The organism is Hymenobacter coccineus (genome assembly GCF_001816125.1).
Lineage (GTDB): Bacteria > Bacteroidota > Bacteroidia > Cytophagales > Hymenobacteraceae > Hymenobacter > Hymenobacter coccineus.
On sequence record NZ_MDZA01000188.1, the window covers coordinates 1 to 22178 of the forward strand.

Below are 22178 nucleotides of genomic sequence, written 5' to 3' on the forward strand. Positions count from 1 at the left end.
ACCCGGGCGGGCCGGACCCGGGGTGGTCCGCGGACGTGGCCAAGCGTTGGACCAGGCGCACCAGGGCCGGCCCCTCCAGCCACGCCGCCGGCCCCTGCACCACCAGGTCGGGTTGGACATCCCCGAACGCGTCGCGCCACGCGGGCCAGTCCAGCCGGGGAAAGAGCGCGGCCAAGTGCGCCGTGGCGTAGGCCAGCGCCTGCGCCGCCTGCGGCGCCGACGCCGCGGCGAAGGGGATGCGCCGGGCCCCCGGGGGGAGCAACGGCAAATCAGGGGTTGTCATGGCTAGCTAAGAGTTAGCGGAGGCGGGCGCCGATCGCTGCGTGGGCCCAGCCGCAAGGGCCTTCCGCGCCCGGGGCAGTGGAAAAGACGGCAACGGGCCCAAAGCTACGCGTCTTTTAGCAAAAGGGGAACTATGTGTCCACAAAAACCCATCGGGCTGCGGCAGTTCGCACCCACTCTCGACGCGCGGATCTCCCTGAATCGGGCCCTGGCCCCAAAGGTCCGGGACTTGGTCGACGGCCCAGCCCTTCCCAACGCTGATCCGGAGGTGCCGGCTGGGAAAGGCGCCGCGTCCCCACTGCCTTCACCAACTGCGAAAGCAAGACTAGGCGCGGCAAGGCCCGGGCGTATGCGGCGGGGTGGGGCACACCCAAGACGAAGCAGCTTTTTAGGCTGCGTTGGGGGCCAGCAACCGGGCAGGGGAAGGAACGCGCGCCAAAAAGCGGCGCCTCATCGCCCGCGCGTTGCGTGGCAGTGCGTGCAAAAACACCCGCCGTGACGGGCCGCGGAACGAACGCGGGCCAGCAAATCCGGTACTGGTGACGGAACATTTGGAGACCGGGTTGACTTCGCAGGCTACCCTTTTGCTGTTTATCTTCGACACAAAAGAGCCAACCCGCTAGCTAGCTACTTACGCATGCTCCTTGCTTACCTGCTTCCGGGACTATCGCTGGCCTTCAACCGGCGTCCCGGCTTGGGAATACTCTTGTTGGTGCTCCAGCCCACACTCATTGGGTGGATTGTGGGCGCACCGGTGGCCGCTGAGCACCTGCGGCGGCAGCGCCGGCGGCGCCGGCACCAGCGGCCGGCTTAGTTGATCCGGTAACGACCGGCTAGGAGTCTTCAAAACGGGCAGCGGTCGGCTAATTGCCAACCGCCGCACCAGGTAACTATGCCGGATGCAACTGCTGTGGCAAGCCCGTACCGCCCGTTGCGCCATCAGGTAGTGGGCGCAAACGTCACCAGTTCCGCCAGCGAAATCTCCAGCCCCTCGGCCAGGCACACGAGTACGTCCAGCGTGGGCGCCGTTTGGGCCGTTTCCATCCGGTAGACCGTCTTTTTGGTGATGTCCGCCGCGTCGGCCAGCGCCTGCTGGCTCCAGCCCCGCGCCTCGCGCAAGCGCCGCAGGTGCTGGCCGAACGCGTGGATGCTGGCCGGTTTCTTCACCGGCGCAAGCTCCGGCCAGTCAGTCGCGCTTTTGTGGACACATAGTTCCCCCTTTTGCTAAAAGACGCGTAAATTTGTGCACCCGCGGCGGCCTTCGCCCGGCTGGGGGGTGTCCTCCTGTGCGACCGCAAACACCTGCGCCACGTGCGCCGCGCCCGCCGGCGGGCCAAGGCCCAGCAACGGGCGCTGCTCGCCCTCGAGTTGGAAGGCTTCGTGGCCTGTACCCTGCACAACGCTGACCGTGCCCGTTGAGCGGGCCGTGGGCGCGCACGTCGCCGACGCCCTGCGCGAAGCCTTGCGCGAGCGCCGCCAGGTCCTGAAGATCGAGGCGGCGCAGTTGCGACGCGACGGCGGGGAAAACGCCTACCGGCGGGGTCCTGCTCCTCCAGCGCCCGCGGCCCCTAGCGGCTTGGCCCCGCCCCCGGACGGGGCCCGGGCGGCGCAAAGCTGACCAGCTCGGCCAGCGGAATCTCCAGGGCCTGGGCCAGCGACACGAGCACGTCCAGCGTCACGGAGTACCGGGCGGTTTCGATGCGGTACACCGTGGGCTTGGACACGTCGGCCACGTCGGCCAGCGCCTGCTGGCTCCAGCCCCGGGCCTCGCGCAAGCGCCGCAGGTGCTGCCCGAAAGCATGCAGAACCACCTCGTTTTTCACCCCAGCAAGCTGGAACTGAAAAGTACCGGCCTTGTAATCACATGTGATCACATTTTCCTTTTCTCCGCTATCTTGCGGCCGCTTTCGTGCTACGTTTCCCTTTGCCCCTCGCCCTGCTGCCGCAGCCTGGCCCACTTTGCTAATCCCGTGCTTCCCCGCCGGGAAGGCTACCCTGTTCCAACGCCCCGTTTACGCTGCCTTCTCCCTCCTGCCCAACCGCACCACGCGGCCTACTTTTCGTCTGCTGTCCTTATGCTCCGCGAGTAGCCCGGGGTCCTGTCCACCGCCCGACCGAACGGGCCCAAGCGTCTGCTCCCGCTACGCCCAACGGGCCGCCCCGCCCGCTGCGATGCCACCGCGTTGCGCTTCGCCCACCCCGGCGGCGTAGGGGCACTCGCTGGGCCAGCGACGAGCGGATGGGCATTGGGGTAACCAAGGGCCGCGTGGAACGGACAAGGCACTACTTCCGGCCCATTTTCCTGTTTTTTCTTGATTACAATTTAACGCCGATGCGCCCCTCTTTCCGTTTTCCTTTGGTTCCTGCTGCCCTCGTGGCCTTGACCGGGGCCCTGTTGACCAGTTGCTCCTCGCCCAGCCCGGCCACAACGACCGGGGCGCCGGCCGTCGGAAATTCCCCTCAGCCGGCGTCTCAGTTTCCCTTCGGCGGCAAAGTCGATTCGCTCAACGGCATCGCGGGCCACATCTTCGGCCAGCCCCTGAGCGCTTTTCCCAAAATGCGGCTCCTGCCCCCCTCGCCGGGTGAGCTGACGCGCACGTATGAGTACGAAGGCAGCGAGGGCTGGTTCGGCAAGCACCATAAGCAGGTCCGCACGCAGTTCTACTATTTTCTCAACGGCAGATTCTGCCGTTTTATGGCCCTGGGCGACCCAACCGTGCTGCGGCCGGAAGCGACTTACCTGTTCGGGCCCGGCCAGGCCCAGGGTAGTTACCGGCTCTTCTGGGAGGGCAGCCGGGCGCGGGCCGCTTACCGCGAGCAGGCCACCGGCATGGGCATGGAAGGCCAGTTTGATGTACTCAGCAAGGCCCTTGAAGCCGAGCAAGCCGCTCAGGCCCAGGCCAAGCTCAAGGCCGAGAACGCTCAGTAGGTACCAGAGCTGGGCCTCCTTGGGTAGCAGGGCTACCCGGGCGGACCCCAGCTGAGCCGCTCAAACCAGCTTCGGGTACCCAACCTTATTAGCGACCTACACAGCCTCGGCAGCCCGACCCTTCGGCGCCGGACTCCTGCCAGTCTGCTCTCAACACGGCCTACGACGCCCGCTACGCGCAGCGCTACCCCATTGAGTGACGCTTCAGCCGCCTCCAGCAGTTTCGCCGCGCGGCTACGCGTTACGACAAGTTGGACAGGTACTCGCCACCTGCCAGCGTTTCCGCGACCAAAGCGCGGGCTTCACGGTGCTCAGCGTCTCCCTCGACGAGAAGCCGGCTGCCTGGCAGCAGGCCGTGCAACAGGAAGGACTGCCTTGTTTGTTTCTTTCGATGCTTCGGCCCAGGGCACTGACCGGCCCCTGCTGGCGGCGGAGGCAGTGTATCCTTTTGGCAAAGGGCTACCAGAGTCGCCCAAAAGCTTGGCCTACGGCGCAGCCGCTGTGAACTGGGAAGGCCAGCGGGTGCGGGCGACGCGCTCGGATGGCCACAACGAATGCCGGCTAATAAACGAATGCCGGCTAATAAGCAGGCGTAAGCTCGCCGCCGCTCAGAAAGTAGTGATTGAAACCGCTCAGAAAAAGGCGGAGGCCGCGGCACGGGCGGCCAAGCTTTGGGTGGGTAACGCGCCGACCGGGCATTAAAGAAATAAGTGCCAGAAGCTACTTCAAATGGGCGTCAGGTTTTTGGGGTACCCGCTGCTCCTGTTTCGTGGCCGCCGCAAATGACCGACTCGCTGGGCCTGCACAGAACGCTAAATGGTTGCGTCCTTGGCATCTTAACCATCTTCTTCCCCGACCCCACCGGCCGCCTCGTGCCTACGGAACTGCGACCGACGTAGAACAGAAGTTGCTCAGGCGCTTAAAATAATGCGCATACGACTCTCTGGCGTACCACGCTCTACCGGCCAAGCTCCGCGTGACAGCAGGAGCATGTCCACCTAGGTAGCCCGGCCGGCCGCCACTACCCAGGTGGCCACCGGCCAGGTTACTATTTCTTAGCAGGCGAATACACGGGCAAACCAGCTGCGAATTTGGGAAACTTCTTCCGATGTTGACGCAACTGGTTTCGGTAAAAAATCAGTTCTTTTCGCTGGGCAAACCCCTCTTGCCGCAAACTGTCATTTGCCCTTGCTAGGCTAATGCTACGCGCTCTACAATCAACATATGCTTGAAAGACGCGATTATAATTGGCTACCGGGTCTTTCGAGAAGGTTCCGATCATCCCCAATATTGCCAGCACAATCAGCAGTGGCCCCAATGCTACATACGCTAAATTTAGCCAACCCCGCACAAAATCCACTTCTACCCTGCGCGGGATTCTATCGGTTGTCTTCTGAAAGCTCGCATCGCGCGCTTCCAGGTCCTTCAGCCGCGCGGCTAGCGTCGCGTCGCTCGTCGCTAGGTGTTGGGTCAGGCCTACTAGCAGGCGCTCATTCGTGGCCGTGATGGCCGTTACCTGCTCATTGACGAGGGGCGAGAGCAGCTTGGCTACCTCCTCCGTCTTCGGCTCAATCTTCATGGGCAATTGCTTCGGCAACTGCGCCATCAGTTGCGGCATTAGCTGCTGCGCCAGCTTCACCGGGTCCGGGGCCGAAACGGGTTGCGCCCTTATTTCTTTGACGAAGCCTACCAGCTCTGCTCGGGTAATGGGCTCTTCTCGTTTTAGAATAATTTCCAGTTGGCCCTGAAGCGCCTTCATCAAATGGTAAATTTCTTCGGCCGTCATGAAACAGATAAAAACAGATAAAATAGGTTGCGACGACTGGCCCGTAAAGCTGCTCCTTACAGTTCCAGTTCGTCCGATTGGCTCAGGGCTGGCAAGGAGCGTGCCACCTGGACGGTTGACTGTAGGGGCGCTTGAATCGGTTTTTTTACCTCAACCGTTCGTTGCGCGGCAGCGTGCGCCCCTTCCTTTAACAGCGCATTCAGCCGTCCCGTCTCGAAGAGATTGGTGAATTCCATTATCGCCGACGTCACTTGCTGCTTGGTCTGCGCCTGCCGTTCCGCCTGAACTTGCGCAAAGCCTTCCAACAGCTTTGGTGCCGTAAACTGCGGCCCTACTTCTCCCCCTTTGAACCGGTGGCCATTGTATTCGTAGCGAACCCCGTACCTGGTTGACCCATCCTTGTGCCGGTGCTCACTCACCACTTGCTTGATGCGCTGGGGCGCAAGCTTGTCCGCTAGCTCCCCAAAACCTCCACTGTCACCCACCGCGGGTTGTAGCGCGTTGGCGACCGTATGCCTTGCCCGCTGCCAACCCGCCGTGCGCACTTTCCGGGGAGTATCCGCGGCCATTTGCCGGTTTGTAGGCCCCTCGCGCCGCGCTTGCGCGCGGCCCTGCTCTTCGGCCGTGGCCAGGCCCAATTGCTGCTCGACCTGCTGGCACGCGCGCCGGCTGTGCTCCCCGATGAATGCATCCGGAATAACCTGGCCGTGGTCATCCACTCGATTCATCACCAAGTGTGCATGCGGATGGTCTTTATCAAAGTGCTGTACTAGTAGCCATTGGGTCTTTAAGGGGCCAATTGCTTTCGCCAGTTCTTTCTGATACGCCTGGCTAGCGGCTTTCAGCAGCGTGCTTACCTCTTCCGGACTGCGCCCCTCGGCATCTTCGGGCCGCAACGACAGGGCGATGTGGAACACGGCCTTGCCTAGATTTGGTCGCAGCTGTTGCTGAAAAGTAAAGTCCTCCGCCATATGCTGCGCGCTGTCCGTACGGACTCCTTCGGCGGCCAGGACTTCCGCCTTCTTGCTTTCCTGGCACAGATAAGCGCAAACTGCCCGAAAGCTGTCGCCGGTAATCGCATGGGCAATCATTGCGTGTCGCCTTCATTTAAAACGCTTATGAACCGCTGTACCTGGTCAAGCTTAGCTTGCGCCTGCCCCTGGGTAGCCGGTCCAAATTCGTCCGTAGCCACCAGTTCTTCTAGGCTTTTCACTAGCCTCACCAACTGTCGATAGAAAGCCACTGATAGTACTCCGCGCTTCACCTGGGGTGTCAGCGGCAAGCCTTGCCAGGCTCGCCGCAGCAGCTCAGAACGGCTGCGGCCGGTTTGCTTTTTCTGTTCCAGCAGGCGGTCAATGTCCTGTGGCGGCAGTGAAATCGTGAGTGATTTGTAGTGAAGAGCTTTGGGACGCGGCCCTGGGCCACGCTTCTTTTTCTCAGGTCCGTTGGAGTCAGCCATAAAATGGGTAAGCGCAGATTTACTGAAGTTTGGCGATGGTGGGGATAAGCAAAGGGGGCCTTTTCGTAATTCAACACGGGCGCAACACTTCTTGCTTTACATAATTCTTCGGTCCAGCATTAACACTAATGCCGCCCTTTTACAAGTCCTATAGTAATCTTTTGTCGTCCCCACTGCCTGCTCTTCACAACATCAACACCTATTATCAAGTCACAACATTAACACCTATCATCAAGCAATTTCCAATAAACTGTTTAACTGGTTAACCAGGATAACTAAAGTTTTCTCAACTCCAGAAAAAGCAATAACCTTTAAACCAGAAATCAGCCTATGAATTATAATCATAATTTGTAGGTTAACTTTTTTTACATAAAGAAGATTAGCACACTAACCAAAGACCATTCATCAAATTCCAATAAATTTCTCTTAAACTATTATAACTCGAAACGCTCAGAATCCGATTACTAATTTTCAGCTATTTTGGGTAATAGAGCTATACTAATTTTCAGTACTAGAATGATAATCATTGGTATGAGTTAACCTAAATTATCTTTTTTTCATCTTTATGGGTAACTTATAAAGCCGGGTAATAACAGTTTTAGTAAAAACATTATTTAGCAATAATACAATGCATAAGACATACAAAGGATGCTGAACAATGAATAATAGCTAGTCAAGTGCACAATATTTTTTCAAATGATCTTACGTATCCTTTAATCAACACAAATACTCTCAAAAGCCACTTTTGAGAGTATGCATGAAAACAAAATTATTCTTTGAATGAATTATAATAAACAATATTTTTAACACTTTATCTCATCTTTTGCTACTCAAGCTTTGTTACATACCGCCCTTAACGCTACCTTGCTCAAAGCTAGGTTTTTTCTTCTTATCAGTTTCTTTCGTTCCTTCCATTTCTTATTTCATTCAAATGGCTGCCCAATCCCCTCCACCCAAAAAAAGCGCTGGTGGTCGAATCAGTAAAAAGACCCCTGGCGTTGCTTATGATACAACAGCTTACTACATTCCAGAGACTCTCGCCGGATTGCTACAATATGTGGAGATGGTATCACGCAAAAAAGCCGACCCTATCCTTTCACAGCCAATACTGGAGGAAGGATTAGCCAGGCAGATTATGATGGTATGCAAGCAAAAAAATATCATCACTCCCGAAGACTTGTTGCCTACTGATAATCCTGATTGGTGCACTAAATTTCGCAACCTCAACACTGCTATTGCTACTACTCTCGCCACTACTGCTGCGGCCGGTTCCGGCGTTTAATGTAGAACAGGACGAGTGTTTTTCGCAGTTGCGTGGATTCGACAAAATAGCACTTGCCTTCCAGCCGCATTGTTTGTCGACTATGCTTCGCAGGCTATGGCTGTTGCTACCCGAGTACTAACTTGGGTTTGCCGGCAAGTGGACTATGGCTCGCGAGAATAAACTACTCGATGGCAACCCCTCTACTTTGCTCAATCAGACACCTTTTGGCAAGGGCGGTAAGGCCACCTTGCCCAACAGAAACTTAGCCCTTGCTTTGCGAGCACCCCATTGACTACCTACCCAACAGGTAAGACATGGGGTGCTTTCTTGACCAGCGTATCACCCTTTCTGGCGGGCACTGGTTACCCGACTTCCACTATCGGGCCCGGCACCAGTCGCACTTTGCTAGGACCGCTACGCTTGAACAGCAAGCTCGCGCTTACCAATAAGAGCAGCACCATTGGCAACAACAGGGCCGTTGCAAAAGAATGGGCCGCGTCATTCAGAAAGTTGGCCTTCTGGTCGTTATTATCCTTATTGCGCTGGCAGGATTTGTAATAGGCCAGTACCAGCTCGCTTTTATAGGGCTCATAGGTAGCAGGCGGGGTAACGGTGACAGCTGGGTAGTGCTTGAATATGTTCTTCGCGCGCGACCGCGTATAATTTCACTTCAGTACCTTCGTCGTAAGGCTGTGTGAAATACCGAGTTGGTGAAAAACAGAATGGTAGCCGTGAATAACCCGGCTACGACGACGAGTAAGGGCTTCGGTAACTGCGCCAGACTGTAGACAATGAGCGGCGTGAGAAGGGCCACCGGCGACAGTACAAAGCCCGCCTACCCCAGCAGTCGCCCGGCCTTGCCTTCCAGGGCAGTCTTGCGCTCGTTTTCCTTGCCAAAGGTTTCCTTTATAAACTCCAGGTGCTGGTCCAACGTCGGGGACTCAGGCAGCAGGGTAGGGCCTACCACGGGTGCTACTACCTATTAAGGTGACAGGCGTGTGGCGGCGAAAGAAACCGTGGTTATCAGCTACAAATTGCAGCCGGGCCCGTAGGGTGGAGAAAACAGCCATGCTGGGCGCACCAAGTGGTGAACTCCGCAATCAGCGCGCGGGAAATCGGCAGGCCGCAATCCAGTTCCACCCAGGCCCACTGCCCGTTGGGATTGATTTCCAGAAAATAACACTGGCCATCCGTTGACTTTATCAGGTCAATGGCTCCGAACCGCAATTGCAAGGTCTGCACCAGGGCCACGCATTTGCCGGCTATGGTGGTTGGCCGTTCGTAAGCCCGAAATGGTAGTCGATCACGCCGCCAGCCCTGCCGGATAGCAGCCATGGCTTGGGAATCCACCGCCGCCGCAAAGACCTCTTGGCCCACTACGGTCACGCGCGCCCCGTAGGCCTTGGGAATGTTGCGCTGGCAGATGCTGGGGGTTAGCAGACAGTCAAGTTGCGCGACGTGCTCCGGCTTCAGCTTGTTGGTAAAAAGTATCCGCTGCTCCTCGCCCTGCGCCACCCGGGTGTTGTAAAGCGGCTTCAGAAGAACCTCGCACTGGTGACGATGAAAAAAATCCCGCAAAGCTGATTTTTCATTGGTCACCAGCGTTTCCGGTACTGTAAAGCCCAGCTCCTCCGCCCGCTTAAGTTGGTAAAGCTTGTTTTCGACTTGAGTAGATGTAAGCTGGCTGGCTAACCCACTTGCAGTCCAGCAACAGGTACAGGGTTTGCAGCAGGGCCGCAGTTCCCCGGCCACGTACTCGGCTACGTGCGCCTCGGCCAGGGCAAGCACCGGTTTCTTGACGCGTCGGAACCACACGGCCGTGAAGCGCTCAATGCCTTTCAGGGCCAGGGACTGGCCCACACCTTGACGCGGGGCGAAATCCTGGTGCTGGTGCAGCAAGGGGTAGCCCAGCCCATTAGGGACTGGACGACGGTTGAGCCGATCACCAAACAGCTGTTCTGGACGGAGCGAACGCAGCAGCTAGCCGCGTTTTGGCCCGGGTAGCTGGGCAAGGCCCTGTGCGGGCATTGAATGGGCCAGGAATCACTCGATCAATTACGCACGCAGTGGTTCATGAACGCGACCCGTGCGCTAAAAACAGGTCGATTGCCTGCTCTTGCTTGCATTGTTCGTTCGGGGGGGCCTACTGCCAAAAGCGTTTCTAGTGCCCTGTTCTTCTCCAGTAAACCACCCTGATTACGCTGGTGGCACTCGACTCGCTTAGCAAGAACGCCTACGCCAGCGAAGAGCCGTTTGGCTGGCATTAAGGCGCCGTTCGAATTCGAAGGCAGCCAGCCGGCTCTAAGAACGTGTTTGGGAATTAGAGTAGCCCAAAAGAAAACGAGCCAGTAAGTAGCAGGCGGAGTTCCTAGGCTCCCACTAGCTTTAGGGTTGACGTACATCAACCCCTTACTGACTCGCAGTGGCAAGTTATGGTGCCCCTGCTGCCACTGCGCCGAAAACGCCGCCATTGTTTACGGCAAGTACTTGATGCGATGCTTTATGTTTGCCGCACGGGTTGTCAGTGGCGTAATTTGCCTGCCTGCTTTCCACCCTGGTCAGTCGTGTATTACTACTTTGCGCAGTGGCGGGCAAATGGCACCTTCGAGCGCCTGAGTCAGGCCAGTAACCGCGCCGACCGGCTGGCCCAAGGACGCCTGCCGACGCCTTCGCTGGCGCTAGTCGATGCCCAAAGCGTCAAACTAGCCCCACGCCTGGGGCAGCAGCGTGGGCTCGATGCCCACAAACGAGTTAATGGACGCAAACGCCAGGGGCTCTGTGCTACGGGGGGACGCATTTGGCGGGTCGTGGTGCACGCGGCCCATGGCCACGACAGTCGCGGAGCTCTCCCGCTGTTGCCTGCGCAAGACCAGCTTCGTCCAGCCTGGGCTAGCCGCCTAGGCAGTGTCTTGACGGACAAGGCGTACAAAGGACGCTTTGCGCGGCAAACGCACACTTTGGGCTGGCAACACCAAGTGGCGAGTCGTCCACCAACGGCGACCCGCGGGTTTGTGCCGGTGGCTAAACGCTGGGTTGTCGAACGCACCTGTGCCTGGCTCAACTGCTTTCGCCGAGTGGTCATGGACTACGAACGTCAGCCCGCTAGCCATGCCGCGTGGCTCTTTGTCGCCAACTTGACCATGTCCCTTCGGCGAGCCACTACCTCTTAATTCCCAAACACGTTCTAAGCGCTTAGCTTAGCAATGACTGAAGGGACTACATAGTAGGCCCCGTGAGTACTCTGCCAGAGCAGAGCTTAGTTTGAACTGAACCCTGCCCCCCGCTGAGCTATTTGAGATGAGCCTCCAGTGGTTGCAGCCGTACGGCCGGCGCCGCGGGGCCCTGCACCGGCACGCGCGCCGAGGCGTAACCCAGGCACGATACCCGCACCGAGTTGGCCCGCTGCCCGGCCGGCAGAAAGAGTGCAAACGCACCATCGGCGTTGCTCACGGTACCTAGCTTACTGGGCAATTGAGCAGCGCGTAGAGCCGGGCGCCGCAGGTGGTGACGGACGCCGTCCAGCCTGGGCAGCACCTGACGAGCCGCCAGGTCGCTGGCGTACAGCTGTGCTGCACTGGGCCCAGCAAGCCGTAGACGGGTAGGTCTAAAACGGGCACTCCTGGGGCGGCCGCCAGGTAGCTGGGCTAGGTGCGTCAAGTCCGCGAACACAAACGCGACGACTGGGCCCTCCAGCAGCAGGTTAGGACGAAACCCGAATTGGACCCAGGTGGTGGGGCGCAGGGCAGTGTCTGCGTCCGCCGGGGCACCGCGGCGTGGTGGTAGGGGTACCAGCGGAGTAACTGTGTTGCCATTGCCTGCCATGAAGTATCCCCGCCTCGGCGCGCGGTCTCTGGTCGGCCTGCTAGCCATGGCATGTGGCACCCCCGAGTCCAGGGTTTCATTCGAATTTTATCACTCTCGCCGTGCCGGCTTTCCCCGAGCACCTGGCCTTTGGTAACCCCAGCGGGGTCCAGGTTTCCCTGGACTACTACCGTTCTTTTCCGGTCACTTCTTAACCAGCCACTCCTCACCAGCCCGCAGCTCGGCAACAAAGCCATCGGCTAGGTAGACCTGCTCCACATGCTGCGCAAAGGTTTCCTCCTGGCGCCTGCTCTTCAAGAAGGGTCCGGGATTGTCATAAATTTCCCGAACCGCGCTCATGCTGAAGGCAATTTCAGGCTCCGCAACTGGTGCCAGCAGTAGCTTTTTCTTTGGTTCGGCCTGCTTTCGGCTTCCCAGATATTCTTCAAGTAAGTACTTTTCTATTAACGCTTTGTAGATAGCTCCGGCTAATTTTTTAACCTTGCCCAGGCTGTGCTGCCGCTGAATGCGTGTCAAGACAAAGTCGACGTACCCTAAGTCGTATTCGCCCGTTTCCAATTGCCGGGCAATCTGGGTAATGCTGCGTTTGCTTACCCCTACTTGTTGCAAGGAAAATCCCCAGTCCGACGTGTTGTCACTGGAAGCCCCATCCTCGGTGGCCAACGTCTTTTTTGTTGCACCCTCCGTCAGGTGCAGCAGGAATTTGATGCGTTTTACTACCTGGCTTTCCCTTTCCAGCTCGAACGTAAAGGGCAGGTCGGTCCCGGCCAGTTCGTCCTGGGCCTTGTCGAGTACCCGCGATTTAAGTGAACTGAACCGCGGGTACTCGTGCTCGGCGATGTTGAGTACGAAGCGTAGTTGGTCAACGCTCATTGTGCGGCGCCCGAAGTCAGCGTATTCCTTTAGTAGCCAATAGATGCGCAAGGAGTAGGGACTCTTGAGTTTGCGTAGTTGCGCCAGGGCCGCCGTCGTAAAGTTGCCACTTTGCCGCAGCTGAAGCAAATAAGGCATGATCAGCGGGTTGAAGATGGCCAGTACGCCGCCCAGATCCCCCCGGTACTCCGCCTTGGACATCAGGGGCAAGTACTGGTAATTGGGCTTTTTACGCCGCCGCCGCGTTCCCTCTTCCAGGTCTTCGATGTAAAGGGTGAACTGGGTCAGCTTCTCACACATTTCGTCTACCTGCTCGTAAGCTGAGCCGCCGCGGCGGTCAAACACTAACTCGCTGACCGGCACGAAGTGTTCTTTGAAGTCCGCGTCCTCAAACTCAATGCGGGCCAGCAGCGCCAGAAACAAGCGCATCTGCAAAGGCAAGAAGCTGAAACGCGCGTTAATCAGGGCGTTATGCTGGGCAACAATCTTATCGGGCTCTTCCATGCTAAACGTCTTTTTTGTTGCACCCACGTCTTTTTTGTTGCATCCTGCCGGCGAGTAGACGTCTTTTTTGTTGCAACTTGACGTCTATTTTGTTGCAGGCTAACGTCTTTTCTGTTGCACCCTGACGTCTATTTTGTTGCAACTGACCATTTGGGGGAATTAGTAATCAGTTAGTTAGGCCAACTATAATACTACTATAATAGGAGTAATAATAAAAAAAAGCTAGCTTTTAAATGGACGCCTTTTTTGTTGCAACCGAGTTAGCTTTTAAGGTATAAAAAAGTATAACCGTGAGAAAAAAAATTGCGCTTTATACTTTTTTATACTGATGATTTTTAAGCTTTTGTGCGATTTATTTTCTTTATGACCGCCGCCAACTGCTCGGCGGGCAATGGCTGCTGCGAGTTGGGCAGTTCAGCCAGGGCCGTCAACAGCACTTTGTTCACGAACTTACGAATTTCGAAGCCGGGCTCCCAGAACTCCGCCTGCTTAAGCGTCAGGTACACTTGGTCGTGCAAGTAGGTGCCAAAAGGAATCCAGCGGTCGCCGACGATGCCCCCTCCCCCACTGCCTGCGTTTGCCGGTGACGTAGTAGCGGGCGGCGTAGTAGCTGGTGGGACTAGAGATCCGGCTGGTGCGCCTGGTAAACGAGTGCCGTACAGCTTCTGGTCGTTCTCGGCCTGGATGCGTTGTTGCTCTTCGGGCGAGAGCGCAGGCACAGTTGGTTGCTCCCGTAGCAGAGCGGTTAGCGAAGGACGCTTGGTTTTGCTGTTCATAGACGGGCAAGGATTTCGCGGGTGAGCGCTTCGTAATCGTGGGCCCCGTTACTGGCCGGGGCCCAGTGGTAAATGCTTTCCTGTTGAATCTGGGCTTCGGCCAAGGAGACGTTTTCGCGGATGGTGGTGTTGAGCACCAGCTGTTCCGCGGCGTAGCGCTCCCCAATCAATTCGACTATCTCGTGGTGCAGCCGCCGCCGGTACTTGGGCGAGTACTTTGTGAAGAACAACCCGCCTACCCGCAACTGTGGATTGAAGTGTTCGCTCACGCGGGCGCAGGCGTCGAGCAGATTTGTTAAGCCGGTATAGCCGTAAAATTCGGGCTGACACGGAATGAACACCCGGTCGCTGGCGACCAGTGCAGCGTAGGTGAGCGCCGAGAGCCGGGGCGGGGTATCGAGTAGGCAGTAGTCGAACTGGTTGTGCAACGGCTCTAATCCAGTGCGCAGGATGTGCTCGTAACCGAACTGCTGGGCCAGTACCTTTTCCAGAAAATCCAGTTCGGCAGTCGCGGCTACTAAGCTTAGCTTATCGTTTAGGGGCACCACTACCTCCGCCAGGGTAGCCTTCTTGCTCAGCACCAGACCTAAATCAGGGTACGTCGCTGGCAAGCGAAGCGATTGCGTGAGATTGCCCTGCGCGTCGCAGTCGACTAACAGGACTTTGCGCCCATCCCGCACGAGCGTTTGGGCTACGTTCAGGGTGGAAGTGGTCTTGCCAACTCCCCCCTTATGATTGGCAAATGTGATAATCTTCATAGCCGAGCAGTTGCTTAATGGTTGACAATAATAAGCAGATACCAAGCAACAGTTTATATAACTCATTAAATAAACTTGACTTATTAAATAAGTTAATAAGAGTAACGATCATTTACTGATAATTAACTTTCTGATTATTAACAATTTATTAGGCAATAAATTAAGTTTACTCAAATTGCTCAACTTATTACGTTTATTCAACATATGTTATGAGTTTGATAAGCTTAGTAAGCTTACTGAGGAGTTAACCCGTGTTGCTTGCTGGTGTGGTGCTCCACCGCTAACCAAAACGCTACGCCGCCGAACGCTGCAGAACATGGGCGATGCCCGCCAGTAACTATCCAAAGCACTAGCTCACCCAGGGTGGCGCGGTACTGCGAACGATTAGTCCCTTGAAGCTACTACCGACGCACCCGGTCCGTTACAGATCTTGGCGATTTGACGGCCCGCACGCAAGCGTTAAAACTACGCGCAGGCAACTACTTGTTGCACCTGCCACTAAGTCGCTCCGCTACTTCTAAACATTAGCCTTTAACTGTGCACTGCCACAAGATAAAACGGCTGCGGGTCACTGCGATTGACCGGCTGGCTGCAGTGGCAACTATTGGGAACCATGCAGTTTGGTTAGTTAAACTTGCTTCAATAAGCTTAACTTATTATAATTATTGAGGGAAATCCAGTAAGGTTTGCGCGTAACTAGCAGCGGCCGTGGTTTAGCGAGCACTACTAAATGGCTTAAGAAGTTGGATGATGAGGGTAGAATCTATCAAATAATAAGCTCAATAAGTTGAAAAAGTTATATAAGTTTAACAAGTTGCATAAATAGTTCGTGCGCCACTTGTACATAGTTATTGGCGCAATAGCAAGTGACCAAACAGCTGCGTGGCTAGGGCGGTGCTGCGCAAAAATTTTGCGGGCCGGTGAGGTTTAGGGGGGCTCGACACAGAAACTGGTGCCATCCAGAAAGAGTCTTACAAGACAAAGGAGGGTAAAGCAAATAGGGTAGGGGCAGCGAATCAAAAGGTTTACTCCACCGCCGGTGCAGCAAGTGAGTTAGCTTTCACACAGTGGGGTGTTGTTAAACAACTAGAGTAAAACCTCCGACTCAAGCGCACAGCTGCTCAATTTCTGTAATTAGTGCCCTGTCTGACAATGTATTATCTGGCACATGGGGAAAATAATAGTCTTAACGTTCGTTTTCAATACCCGGGTTCGATTACTTTAGGGGACGGGTGAGACTAGTGGGTTTTCGATGCGCTTACCCCGCTTTTGCCCCTTATCACGAGCAACCGCACCAGTGGGCCACGGACTCGGAGGTTTTCCCCAATTTGTTTAACAACACCCAATAATGGGCAGCACCCAGTTCAGTTGCCCGCGCGGAAACGGCGCAGCCGGCCGACACCAGGGGCCCAAACAGCTCCGTGCCCGCCACGCCGTCTCAGAACCGCTGGCACTGGGGCAGGGGCTCGGAAGGGCGGCTTAACGACGCTTTCGGCCGCGCCAACGGGGCGCGTCGTCGCTGGAAAGGAGCGGGCCCTCCGCGTCCTCCACGGTGACCCGCTGCAGGCTTAGGGTGTGCAGCCAGCGGGCGAGGGCGTCCGTCGCGTCAACTTCACGGGTGCGGTTTTCCTCAAAGTACGCCTGCGCGTCCGCGGCCAGCCCCTCCGCCAGCGGGAACAGGTCCACCGGCGCAACGGCGTGCTCGATCAGGTCAAAAGGTTCGGGATCGCCCAGGCTTTCCAGCCAGCGCACGGCCCGCGCCAGCCACAGTTGCCGCAGCACCTGGGGCTGCGCTTGCACGGCGGCGACCAAGGCCAACTCACTTTCCAACCCGAGCCGCCGCACCTCCGCCGCGGCGGCTCCGCCGTCGGGGTGCACCGCCCAGTACTGTTCGAGCAGCTCCGGGGTGATCTCGGCTTCGTCCTGGTCAAATTCAAAAACAATGCGCATCATGGCCTCGGCATGAAAAAGTAAAGGAATTGTTGGGGGTCGGGACGCCCCGGAGCACCGGCCTTCAGGTAATCGGGCGGCGCTGGTCGCCGGGCCCAAGTACGGCAGCGCCTGCTCCTACCACTTCCGGGCCCGGCCTGCGAGGCCGTTGAGCGAATCGACAGGCTGCGAAATGCGCCGGAGCCGTACGTTGGGCCCGGAACCGATCTCGGCGCGACGGGCGGTTACCCCGGTACTGGCCGGGCGGGCGCAAGCGTTCCGGCCCGATGTGCTACGACTTCTCCCCCAGGCCAACGCCTGCGTACTGCTTGTTGGCGTCAAAGAAGCGTTTCAATGCCTGGTTTAGTACGTCCGTCGTGCGGGCCCCGCCGGGCTTGTGCGCTTGGTACTGCGCGAGTTGCCGCTTGTTGTCTTCCGTAATAGTGGAGGTGAAAGGATGCTTTTTGTCCTTCTTTTCCTCCACTACCCCCTGCTTCGCCGGCTTTGGGGGGCCCGGTTTATTTTTGGCAGCAGGGGTAGGGGCAGGGGCCAGCAATGCACTGGCGGGGCTCCTGTTGTTGGCGGAACTCATACGAGCGAAGGGACGGAATAAAAAGAAGCGAGTGGTGCGGCGCGCGTAGGCACAGCACCCCCTGGGGTACGGGTGCTTGGGCAAAGCAGGCGAGGGCCACGGCTTCCGGCGCTGTGGACGCCCGTTCGCGTGTCGCCACTCGGCAGGTCTGCCCGTGGGGGCCGCAGGGGAGGGGTTGAGCACATGAAGCCGGGAAACAAACAAATAAGTCGTTCGCGCAGCAGCGCGGCCAAGAAGCGCCCTTGGCCACCATAACCGGAGGAGCGAACGCCGACAAGAGAAGCAGAACTACTTGCTGCAATATGCAGCTGATAAATTTAAAAGACAGCAAAATACGCAATTTTATTCATAATATTTTAGTAAAATGCGGATTTACAGGCGGGTAGTTTTGCGTGGTTTCCCGCATGACCATGTATTTTGCAAAAAACCTGCGCTTTTTACGGCGTCGAGCGGAGCTTTCCCAGTCCGAACTCGGGGATAAGCTCGTGACCGATTACAACACGGTCAGCCGCTACGAGAACGGCAAATCGACGCCCAAACTGGACGCCTTGACGAAGCTGGCGCAGGTATTTGGCGTGAGCGTGGAGGCCCTGCGCAACCAAGACCTCACGCAGCTGTTGGCAGCCCCCGCCCAACCGGAGACCAACGCCCCGCCCACCCCCCGGCATTTGGGCGAAGCAGCTATCCGCGCGGTTAAGCACCCGCTGTTCGTGTCGGTGGAACTGGACGGGACGGCCGCCAGCTTGGCGCGCGCCGTGGCGCGCCTAACGGCCATCAACAACGTGCTCGTCGAGACCGATGAGTACAGCCAGTAGCCAGGGCTTAAGTGGTTAAGCGCTTTTAGGGACCTACAATGCCTACCGCGCGCCGCGCACCGGCTCTAACCCAACGCCTAAATGGATCGGCTTGGGGCAGGGGAGCGCTACCTGCGTCCCAGCGAGCAGCGGCGCGGCGCGGTACTCCGCCAGCGTACGTACGCAAAGGGCGTTCGAGCAAGCTTGGAAAGTGAGGCTGTAAGCGGGCTTGCAGGCAAGGCAAGGCCTGGGCAAGGGGGCCCTTATTGGACTAATTCATATTGATAATCAATAAGTTAATTTATGGGACGATATAAGTAGTTAGGCCAACACGTCCGGCAGCAGCTCACTAGAGCCTGTTATGCATTTGTGGCGTGTCGGGCGAGCATAATACAGGCGAAGACCACAAAATGGAGTTGCTGTAAGCTGCTGCTCAACCGTTCTTAGTCGCGGCCTAGTCGCCGAAAGCGGCTGAGCCAAGCAAAGCTGCGCTCCACCACCCAGCGCTTCGGCAAGAGGACAAAGCCAGGTTGGCCCTCGGGCTTTCTAATTACTTGCAAGTCAATGTCGTGTACAGCTGCCGCATACTCCGCCTCCTCCCCCGTATAGCCCTGGTCGTCAAAGCCTACCGTCACGGTCTGGCCCGTAATTTCCTGCACCTGCCGACACAACTCGCCCACCTGCGCCCGCTCCTGCTCGTTGGCCGGCGTGATGACTACGCTCAGCAACTGGCCCAGCGTATCGACGGCGATGTGCGCTTTACTGCCCTTGCGTCGCTTAGCCCCGTCCCAGCCCGCCCGATGCCCACTCTCAGGGGTGCTCTGTAAGGTGCGTCCGTCGAGCACTACGACAGAGGGCGTGGCCTCACGACCGAGTAAGATGCGCTGCAACTCGTTCAAATCATGCACGATGGCTTCAAAAACGCGCGCATCCCGCCAGCGCGTCCACTGCTGATAGACCGTTGCCCAGGGTGGCAGGTCGCCGGGCAGGTAGCGCCAGGGGCAGCCCGTGTGAGCCAGGTAGCGTAACCCATTAAATACGTCGCGCAAGGCGTAGTTGCGTTGCGGCGCATCTTCCTTCATCAAGCACAAACACGGTGCGACGAAGCTCCATTCGTCGTCTTTTACGTCACTGGGGTAGGCCACGCCCCTAAGTTCGTCACAAGTTCATAACAGGCTCTAGCCACGTGCAGCGGGGTAAGAAAGCTTCGGCGAGCTACTTTTAACATAAGCTCTCCAGGCAGGCGTTGGCTTTGACAGGAGCCGAGCCCACTGCCTGGGTGTGGCCGACGCTTAAGACGAGACCACGCAATGAGCAAAGACATTGTCAAATAGGTACTCGCACACGCCGGTCGGAAAAAGCTGTCAGGTGCGACTGATGGTAGAGTGCTAAGGCAGGTTCTCGTCCACTCCGTAGTCCAGAAAGTTGAGGACGTCGAGCCGCAAAACATAGTGCTCAACAAGCGGTTACCACTGACAATGTTTTTCATGCGGCCAACCAGCACGAGCTCGAAGAACATCATGGCGCCGAGTGAGGGCTGCCTCATGTGGCTATAAAGGACACGCGTCAGTTGATAAAGAAAATCCAGTTGGACAGCTCGCTCGCCGCCGAAAGAGATTATGGGGTGGCATCCGCTCGGGTAGATGAAAGCATAGGACAGTTTTATCCGCGAAGTGTTTTTGGCCTTGCCTCCACTTTCTACAAGTGGCTTACCTTGAGGTGGTCGGGTAAAAGCGTACACGGAGAAAGTGCCTTTCACCTGTCATAAAAGCAGCAAAACCAGCCGGTAAACGGCAGCGAATTAAGTATGATGCGGCATTTCAGACCGAGGCGGTTCACTGCGTAAAGCAAGACAGGCAGGCGGTGATGCGGGTCGCACTGGCGTTAGGCATGAGCGAGGTCGTGTTGGGCAAATTGTGAGCCGCCCGCAATCAATCTATCCGTCCAGCAGGTAGCGAAACGCTGGAGCAGGAAAACAAGCACTTGCGGGCCCAGCTAGCCCGTGCGGAAATGGAGCGCGACATTTTAAAAAATGCGCTGACCATCGCCCAAATGCTTGACGCGCATTTTCACAACCGACGGGCCGATGAAGCGCTTCGCTTTCATTGCCTTACACGCTGACCGCTGGCCGGTGCGGCAGCAGTGCCAACTGATGGGCGTCAGCCCCAGCGGGTACTATGCATGGCGCAAACGCGTACCCGCTTGCGTTGCACCCGCGCTTGCTGCCTGGCAGTTGGCGGCCCAGTGTGTGTTCACGGGCCATGCAGACCGCTATGGTCAACGCCGACTACGCACTCAATTGCGGCGTGAAGGCCACACCGTGAGCCAGCAGCGCCTGCGTGGCGGGCTCAGTGCCAGTGGCTTAATGTTGCTCTGCACGCGGGTCAGCACCTGACCGCCGCTCACCACACAGGTCGACCCGCAAGCAGTAGCGGCGGCCAACAAGTTGGCAACTTGGCCGGCAGCTACGGCCCCGAACCAAATTTGGGTCGGCGACATCACCTATCTGGCTACAGGCCACTGGGCCTACCTGGCCTGCTGGCGTGACGCTTTTTCCCAGCGCGTGGTGGGGGCTGGCACGTGAGCGAGTGGCTGCACACAGACTTGATTATGACCGCCTTTACCCAATTAATGGCCGTCTACCAACCGCCACCAGGCCTGCTTGTGCACGCCGACTGGGGCAGCCAATACACTAGCGAAGCCTTCACCACCCTGCTCAACCGCACCCAAGCTATCGCCAGCCTGAGCCGGCCGAGCAACCCGTATGATAACGCCTTGGCCGAGAGCGGCTGGAGCACGCTCAAAACCGAACTGCTGCTCCGTGGCGCCTGCTTTGCCAACATAGAAGAAGCTCGCCTGGAACTAGTCAAATACCTCGACCACTACTACAACACGCAACGACTACACTCCGCCTCGGGCTACTGCACCCCGCTCGAAGTCGAACTCCACTACCATTTCAACTTACCTTAGCTTCGTGTCCGTTTGTACCCGACCACCTCAGCGCTCATTTTACGCGCGGACAATGACCTTGCTAATTCCTTTTTCGCGGTTTCGGCAAGCTTTCGACCATGTAGGAACATGGATGAATCGCATGTGTGGGCAACGCCGACCATTGCGATATTGGCTAAAGGCGAATCGACACGCGTTGATTTGGTCCGCGGCAACGCACAAATTTTCTGGGCCAGGGTGGGAGCTTCTTTTACGAGAGTTGACCGAAAGCCGCTTTTTGCTAATTGGTGAGGACCATGGCACCCAGCAGACGGTTGCGTTTACCCGGGCCCTTGCACTTGCATTCGAGCCAGCATTGTATGTAACCGAAATCGATCCGTACCAAGCAAAAGAACTGGTCGAATTGACGGCTCGACCCGGACTGCCCACCGACTACCTGCACCACCACCCGGAAGGCTTATCTATTTATGGTTGGGCTGAAGAGTTTGAACTGGCTCGGCTCTTGTCCAGCAGACAGGTACAGATACTTGGCATTGACCAAGTGTTTTTGGCCTCAACCGGACCACTGTACGCGCGCATGGCCAAGCTGGCAAATAGTCCGAGGGCAAAAGCATATCTAGAGCACTGGGCCGCGGTCTACCAAATGCAAGACTGTCAAGCGCAGCAAAGCGCGGTCACCGAATTTAGTATGTACACGCACTCAGCAGAAGATCTCGCTAAACTGCTGGCCGTCACCGCCGCTGAGGGTCCCACAGTTCACCGAATGGCCCAAGACTACGTCCTCAGTCACAACATTTACCGGCTCCAACTGGCGGGCACCGGCGGCCATCAACAACGCGTAAACCTACTTAAGCGCAACCTACTCAACGGTTTGCGCCCATATCAGCAAACAGTTGAGCAACCATTGCCTAAGTTGTTGGTCAAACTGGGCGCGCTGCACGTCGCCCGTAACATCAGCCCGCTGGTAATAGGGGAATACTTTGACGTGGGAAATTTAATACAGAATCTCGCGGATGCTCAAGACCACAAATCACTTCATCTGTTTGTTGTCGGCCGGCAAGGAACCAAAGCTGTTGCATTACAGCCCGAAGATCCCGCTCAGCGCGTACTTTCCTACCAAATGGATGCCATACCTTTTTTGCTAAATTTTACCAGTCCAAAGTCCTCTGCCTTTGCGTGGGAAGTGATTGACTTACGCCCGGCCCGGCAGGCATTTTGGCAAGGCAACCTGCGCTTGGCCGACCAAGACTCACTGCGCACGGTGTTAGGCTATGATTTTCTGGTTGTCGTTCCTGAAACTACGGCCTGCCGTGTTTACTGATAAAAGCGTGCATAGTGTAAGCAGTGACGACCATTGCAGCGCCCAGAAGCCCCGCTTCACGAAGCAGCGCTGGGCAGTTAAGCTACTTAATCTTTGATAACGGTACTCGTCGCGCAAGGGCTTGACCCAATGCAAGAGTT

The 22178-nt window shown here is 57.1% G+C and carries 21 protein-coding genes and 2 pseudogenes; 9 read left to right on the top strand and 14 right to left on the bottom strand.

Annotated elements, in window-relative coordinates:
- The coding region (locus tag BEN49_RS28865; RefSeq protein ID WP_204376099.1) for a hypothetical protein at nucleotides 1-283 on the bottom strand (283 nt) is incomplete at its 3' end.
- A gap of 636 nt (nucleotides 284-919) precedes the next feature.
- Here BEN49_RS28865 and BEN49_RS26855 point away from each other — a divergent pair.
- Nucleotides 920-1096, top strand: coding sequence for a YqaE/Pmp3 family membrane protein (locus tag BEN49_RS26855; RefSeq protein WP_125916789.1), 177 nt, complete (start codon nucleotides 920-922; stop codon nucleotides 1094-1096).
- A gap of 125 nt (nucleotides 1097-1221) precedes the next feature.
- On the opposite strand, the gene BEN49_RS11830 is transcribed toward BEN49_RS26855, so the two are convergent.
- Nucleotides 1222-1449, bottom strand: coding sequence for a helix-turn-helix domain-containing protein (locus tag BEN49_RS11830; protein WP_070743677.1), 228 nt, complete (start codon nucleotides 1447-1449; stop codon nucleotides 1222-1224).
- 241 nt (nucleotides 1450-1690) lie between these two features.
- Here BEN49_RS11830 and BEN49_RS26860 point away from each other — a divergent pair, with 241 nt between their 5' ends.
- Nucleotides 1691-1900, top strand: coding sequence for a hypothetical protein (locus BEN49_RS26860; protein ID WP_125916791.1), 210 nt, complete (start codon nucleotides 1691-1693; stop codon nucleotides 1898-1900).
- On the opposite strand, the gene BEN49_RS11835 is transcribed toward BEN49_RS26860, so the two are convergent.
- On the bottom strand, nucleotides 1851-2105 hold the full coding sequence (locus BEN49_RS11835) for a helix-turn-helix domain-containing protein (RefSeq protein ID WP_070743680.1): 255 nt from the start codon (nucleotides 2103-2105) through the stop codon (nucleotides 1851-1853). The genes BEN49_RS26860 and BEN49_RS11835 overlap by 50 nt on opposite strands.
- Before the next feature lie 533 nt (nucleotides 2106-2638).
- Between BEN49_RS11835 and BEN49_RS11840 the strand changes: the two genes are divergently transcribed.
- Nucleotides 2639-3211 carry a hypothetical protein gene (locus tag BEN49_RS11840; protein ID WP_070743682.1) on the top strand — a complete coding sequence of 191 codons (573 nt, stop codon included), beginning with the start codon at nucleotides 2639-2641 and terminating at the stop codon, nucleotides 3209-3211.
- A 1048-nt stretch (nucleotides 3212-4259) separates the two neighbouring features.
- Here the strand turns inward: BEN49_RS11840 and BEN49_RS11850 are convergent.
- The 3 genes from BEN49_RS11850 to BEN49_RS11860 are packed head-to-tail and all read right to left on the bottom strand — an operon-like array spanning nucleotide 4260 to nucleotide 6456.
- Nucleotides 4260-4997, bottom strand: coding sequence for a hypothetical protein (locus tag BEN49_RS11850; protein ID WP_070743687.1), 738 nt, complete (start codon nucleotides 4995-4997; stop codon nucleotides 4260-4262).
- A 56-nt stretch (nucleotides 4998-5053) separates the two neighbouring features.
- Nucleotides 5054-6088: a relaxase/mobilization nuclease domain-containing protein gene (locus BEN49_RS11855; RefSeq protein WP_070743690.1), complete on the bottom strand. Its 1035-nt coding sequence runs from the start codon at nucleotides 6086-6088 to the stop codon at nucleotides 5054-5056.
- Nucleotides 6085-6456, bottom strand: coding sequence for a ribbon-helix-helix domain-containing protein (locus tag BEN49_RS11860; RefSeq protein WP_070743693.1), 372 nt, complete (start codon nucleotides 6454-6456; stop codon nucleotides 6085-6087). Before BEN49_RS11860 ends, BEN49_RS11855 begins: the two co-directional genes overlap by 4 nt.
- An 823-nt stretch (nucleotides 6457-7279) precedes the next feature.
- Between BEN49_RS11860 and BEN49_RS26865 the strand changes: the two genes are divergently transcribed.
- Entirely contained in the window at nucleotides 7280-7738 is a 459-nt protein-coding gene (locus BEN49_RS26865) for a hypothetical protein (protein WP_125916793.1), read from the top strand.
- Between the two features lie 1005 nt (nucleotides 7739-8743).
- Here the strand turns inward: BEN49_RS26865 and BEN49_RS11865 are convergent.
- Nucleotides 8744-9619, bottom strand: a complete 876-nt coding sequence (locus tag BEN49_RS11865) for an MvdC/MvdD family ATP grasp protein (protein WP_070743695.1) — start codon at nucleotides 9617-9619, stop codon at nucleotides 8744-8746.
- Nucleotides 9620-10140: 521 nt separating this feature from the next.
- Here BEN49_RS11865 and BEN49_RS25640 point away from each other — a divergent pair.
- A pseudogene (locus tag BEN49_RS25640) lies at nucleotides 10141-10890 on the top strand (IS5 family transposase); the annotation flags it as partial.
- Nucleotides 10891-11008: 118 nt separating this feature from the next.
- Here BEN49_RS25640 and BEN49_RS26870 read toward each other — a convergent pair.
- The 6 genes from BEN49_RS26870 to BEN49_RS11890 form a co-directional block, all read right to left on the bottom strand.
- Nucleotides 11009-11191, bottom strand: a complete 183-nt coding sequence (locus tag BEN49_RS26870; RefSeq protein ID WP_125916795.1) for a peptidase associated/transthyretin-like domain-containing protein — start codon at nucleotides 11189-11191, stop codon at nucleotides 11009-11011.
- 534 nt (nucleotides 11192-11725) lie between these two features.
- Complete coding sequence (locus BEN49_RS11870) at nucleotides 11726-12919, bottom strand: replication initiation protein (protein WP_070743697.1); 1194 nt, start codon at nucleotides 12917-12919, stop codon at nucleotides 11726-11728.
- Between the two features lie 335 nt (nucleotides 12920-13254).
- Entirely contained in the window at nucleotides 13255-13695 is a 441-nt protein-coding gene (locus BEN49_RS26875; RefSeq protein ID WP_125916797.1) for a hypothetical protein, read from the bottom strand.
- Nucleotides 13692-14453 (bottom strand): ParA family protein, encoded by a 762-nt coding sequence (locus tag BEN49_RS11880; RefSeq protein ID WP_070743703.1) that lies wholly within the window; start codon nucleotides 14451-14453, stop codon nucleotides 13692-13694. Before BEN49_RS11880 ends, BEN49_RS26875 begins: the two co-directional genes overlap by 4 nt.
- A gap of 1479 nt (nucleotides 14454-15932) precedes the next feature.
- Nucleotides 15933-16406, bottom strand: coding sequence for a hypothetical protein (locus tag BEN49_RS11885; protein WP_070743706.1), 474 nt, complete (start codon nucleotides 16404-16406; stop codon nucleotides 15933-15935).
- Nucleotides 16407-16674: 268 nt separating this feature from the next.
- Nucleotides 16675-16974, bottom strand: a complete 300-nt coding sequence (locus tag BEN49_RS11890; RefSeq protein WP_070743708.1) for a hypothetical protein — start codon at nucleotides 16972-16974, stop codon at nucleotides 16675-16677.
- Nucleotides 16975-17384: 410 nt separating this feature from the next.
- Between BEN49_RS11890 and BEN49_RS11895 the strand changes: the two genes are divergently transcribed.
- Nucleotides 17385-17789, top strand: a complete 405-nt coding sequence (locus BEN49_RS11895) for a helix-turn-helix domain-containing protein (RefSeq protein ID WP_158022873.1) — start codon at nucleotides 17385-17387, stop codon at nucleotides 17787-17789.
- Nucleotides 17790-18127: 338 nt separating this feature from the next.
- Here the strand turns inward: BEN49_RS11895 and BEN49_RS11900 are convergent.
- Nucleotides 18128-18913: pseudogene (locus tag BEN49_RS11900) on the bottom strand (IS5 family transposase).
- A 941-nt stretch (nucleotides 18914-19854) separates the two neighbouring features.
- On the opposite strand from BEN49_RS11900, the gene BEN49_RS30930 reads away from it, so the two are divergent.
- From BEN49_RS30930 to BEN49_RS11910, 3 genes are all read left to right on the top strand, one after another.
- The gene (locus BEN49_RS30930) at nucleotides 19855-20163 is read left to right on the top strand and encodes a helix-turn-helix domain-containing protein (RefSeq protein WP_125916799.1); all 309 of its coding nucleotides are present in this window, start codon (nucleotides 19855-19857) and stop codon (nucleotides 20161-20163) included.
- 215 nt (nucleotides 20164-20378) lie between these two features.
- On the top strand, nucleotides 20379-20738 hold the full coding sequence (locus BEN49_RS26310; protein ID WP_070743745.1) for an integrase core domain-containing protein: 360 nt from the start codon (nucleotides 20379-20381) through the stop codon (nucleotides 20736-20738).
- Between the two features lie 238 nt (nucleotides 20739-20976).
- A complete protein-coding gene (locus BEN49_RS11910; RefSeq protein WP_070743713.1) occupies nucleotides 20977-22038 on the top strand; it encodes a hypothetical protein in 1062 nt (353 codons plus the stop codon).
- Nucleotides 22039-22178 lie beyond the last annotated feature (140 nt).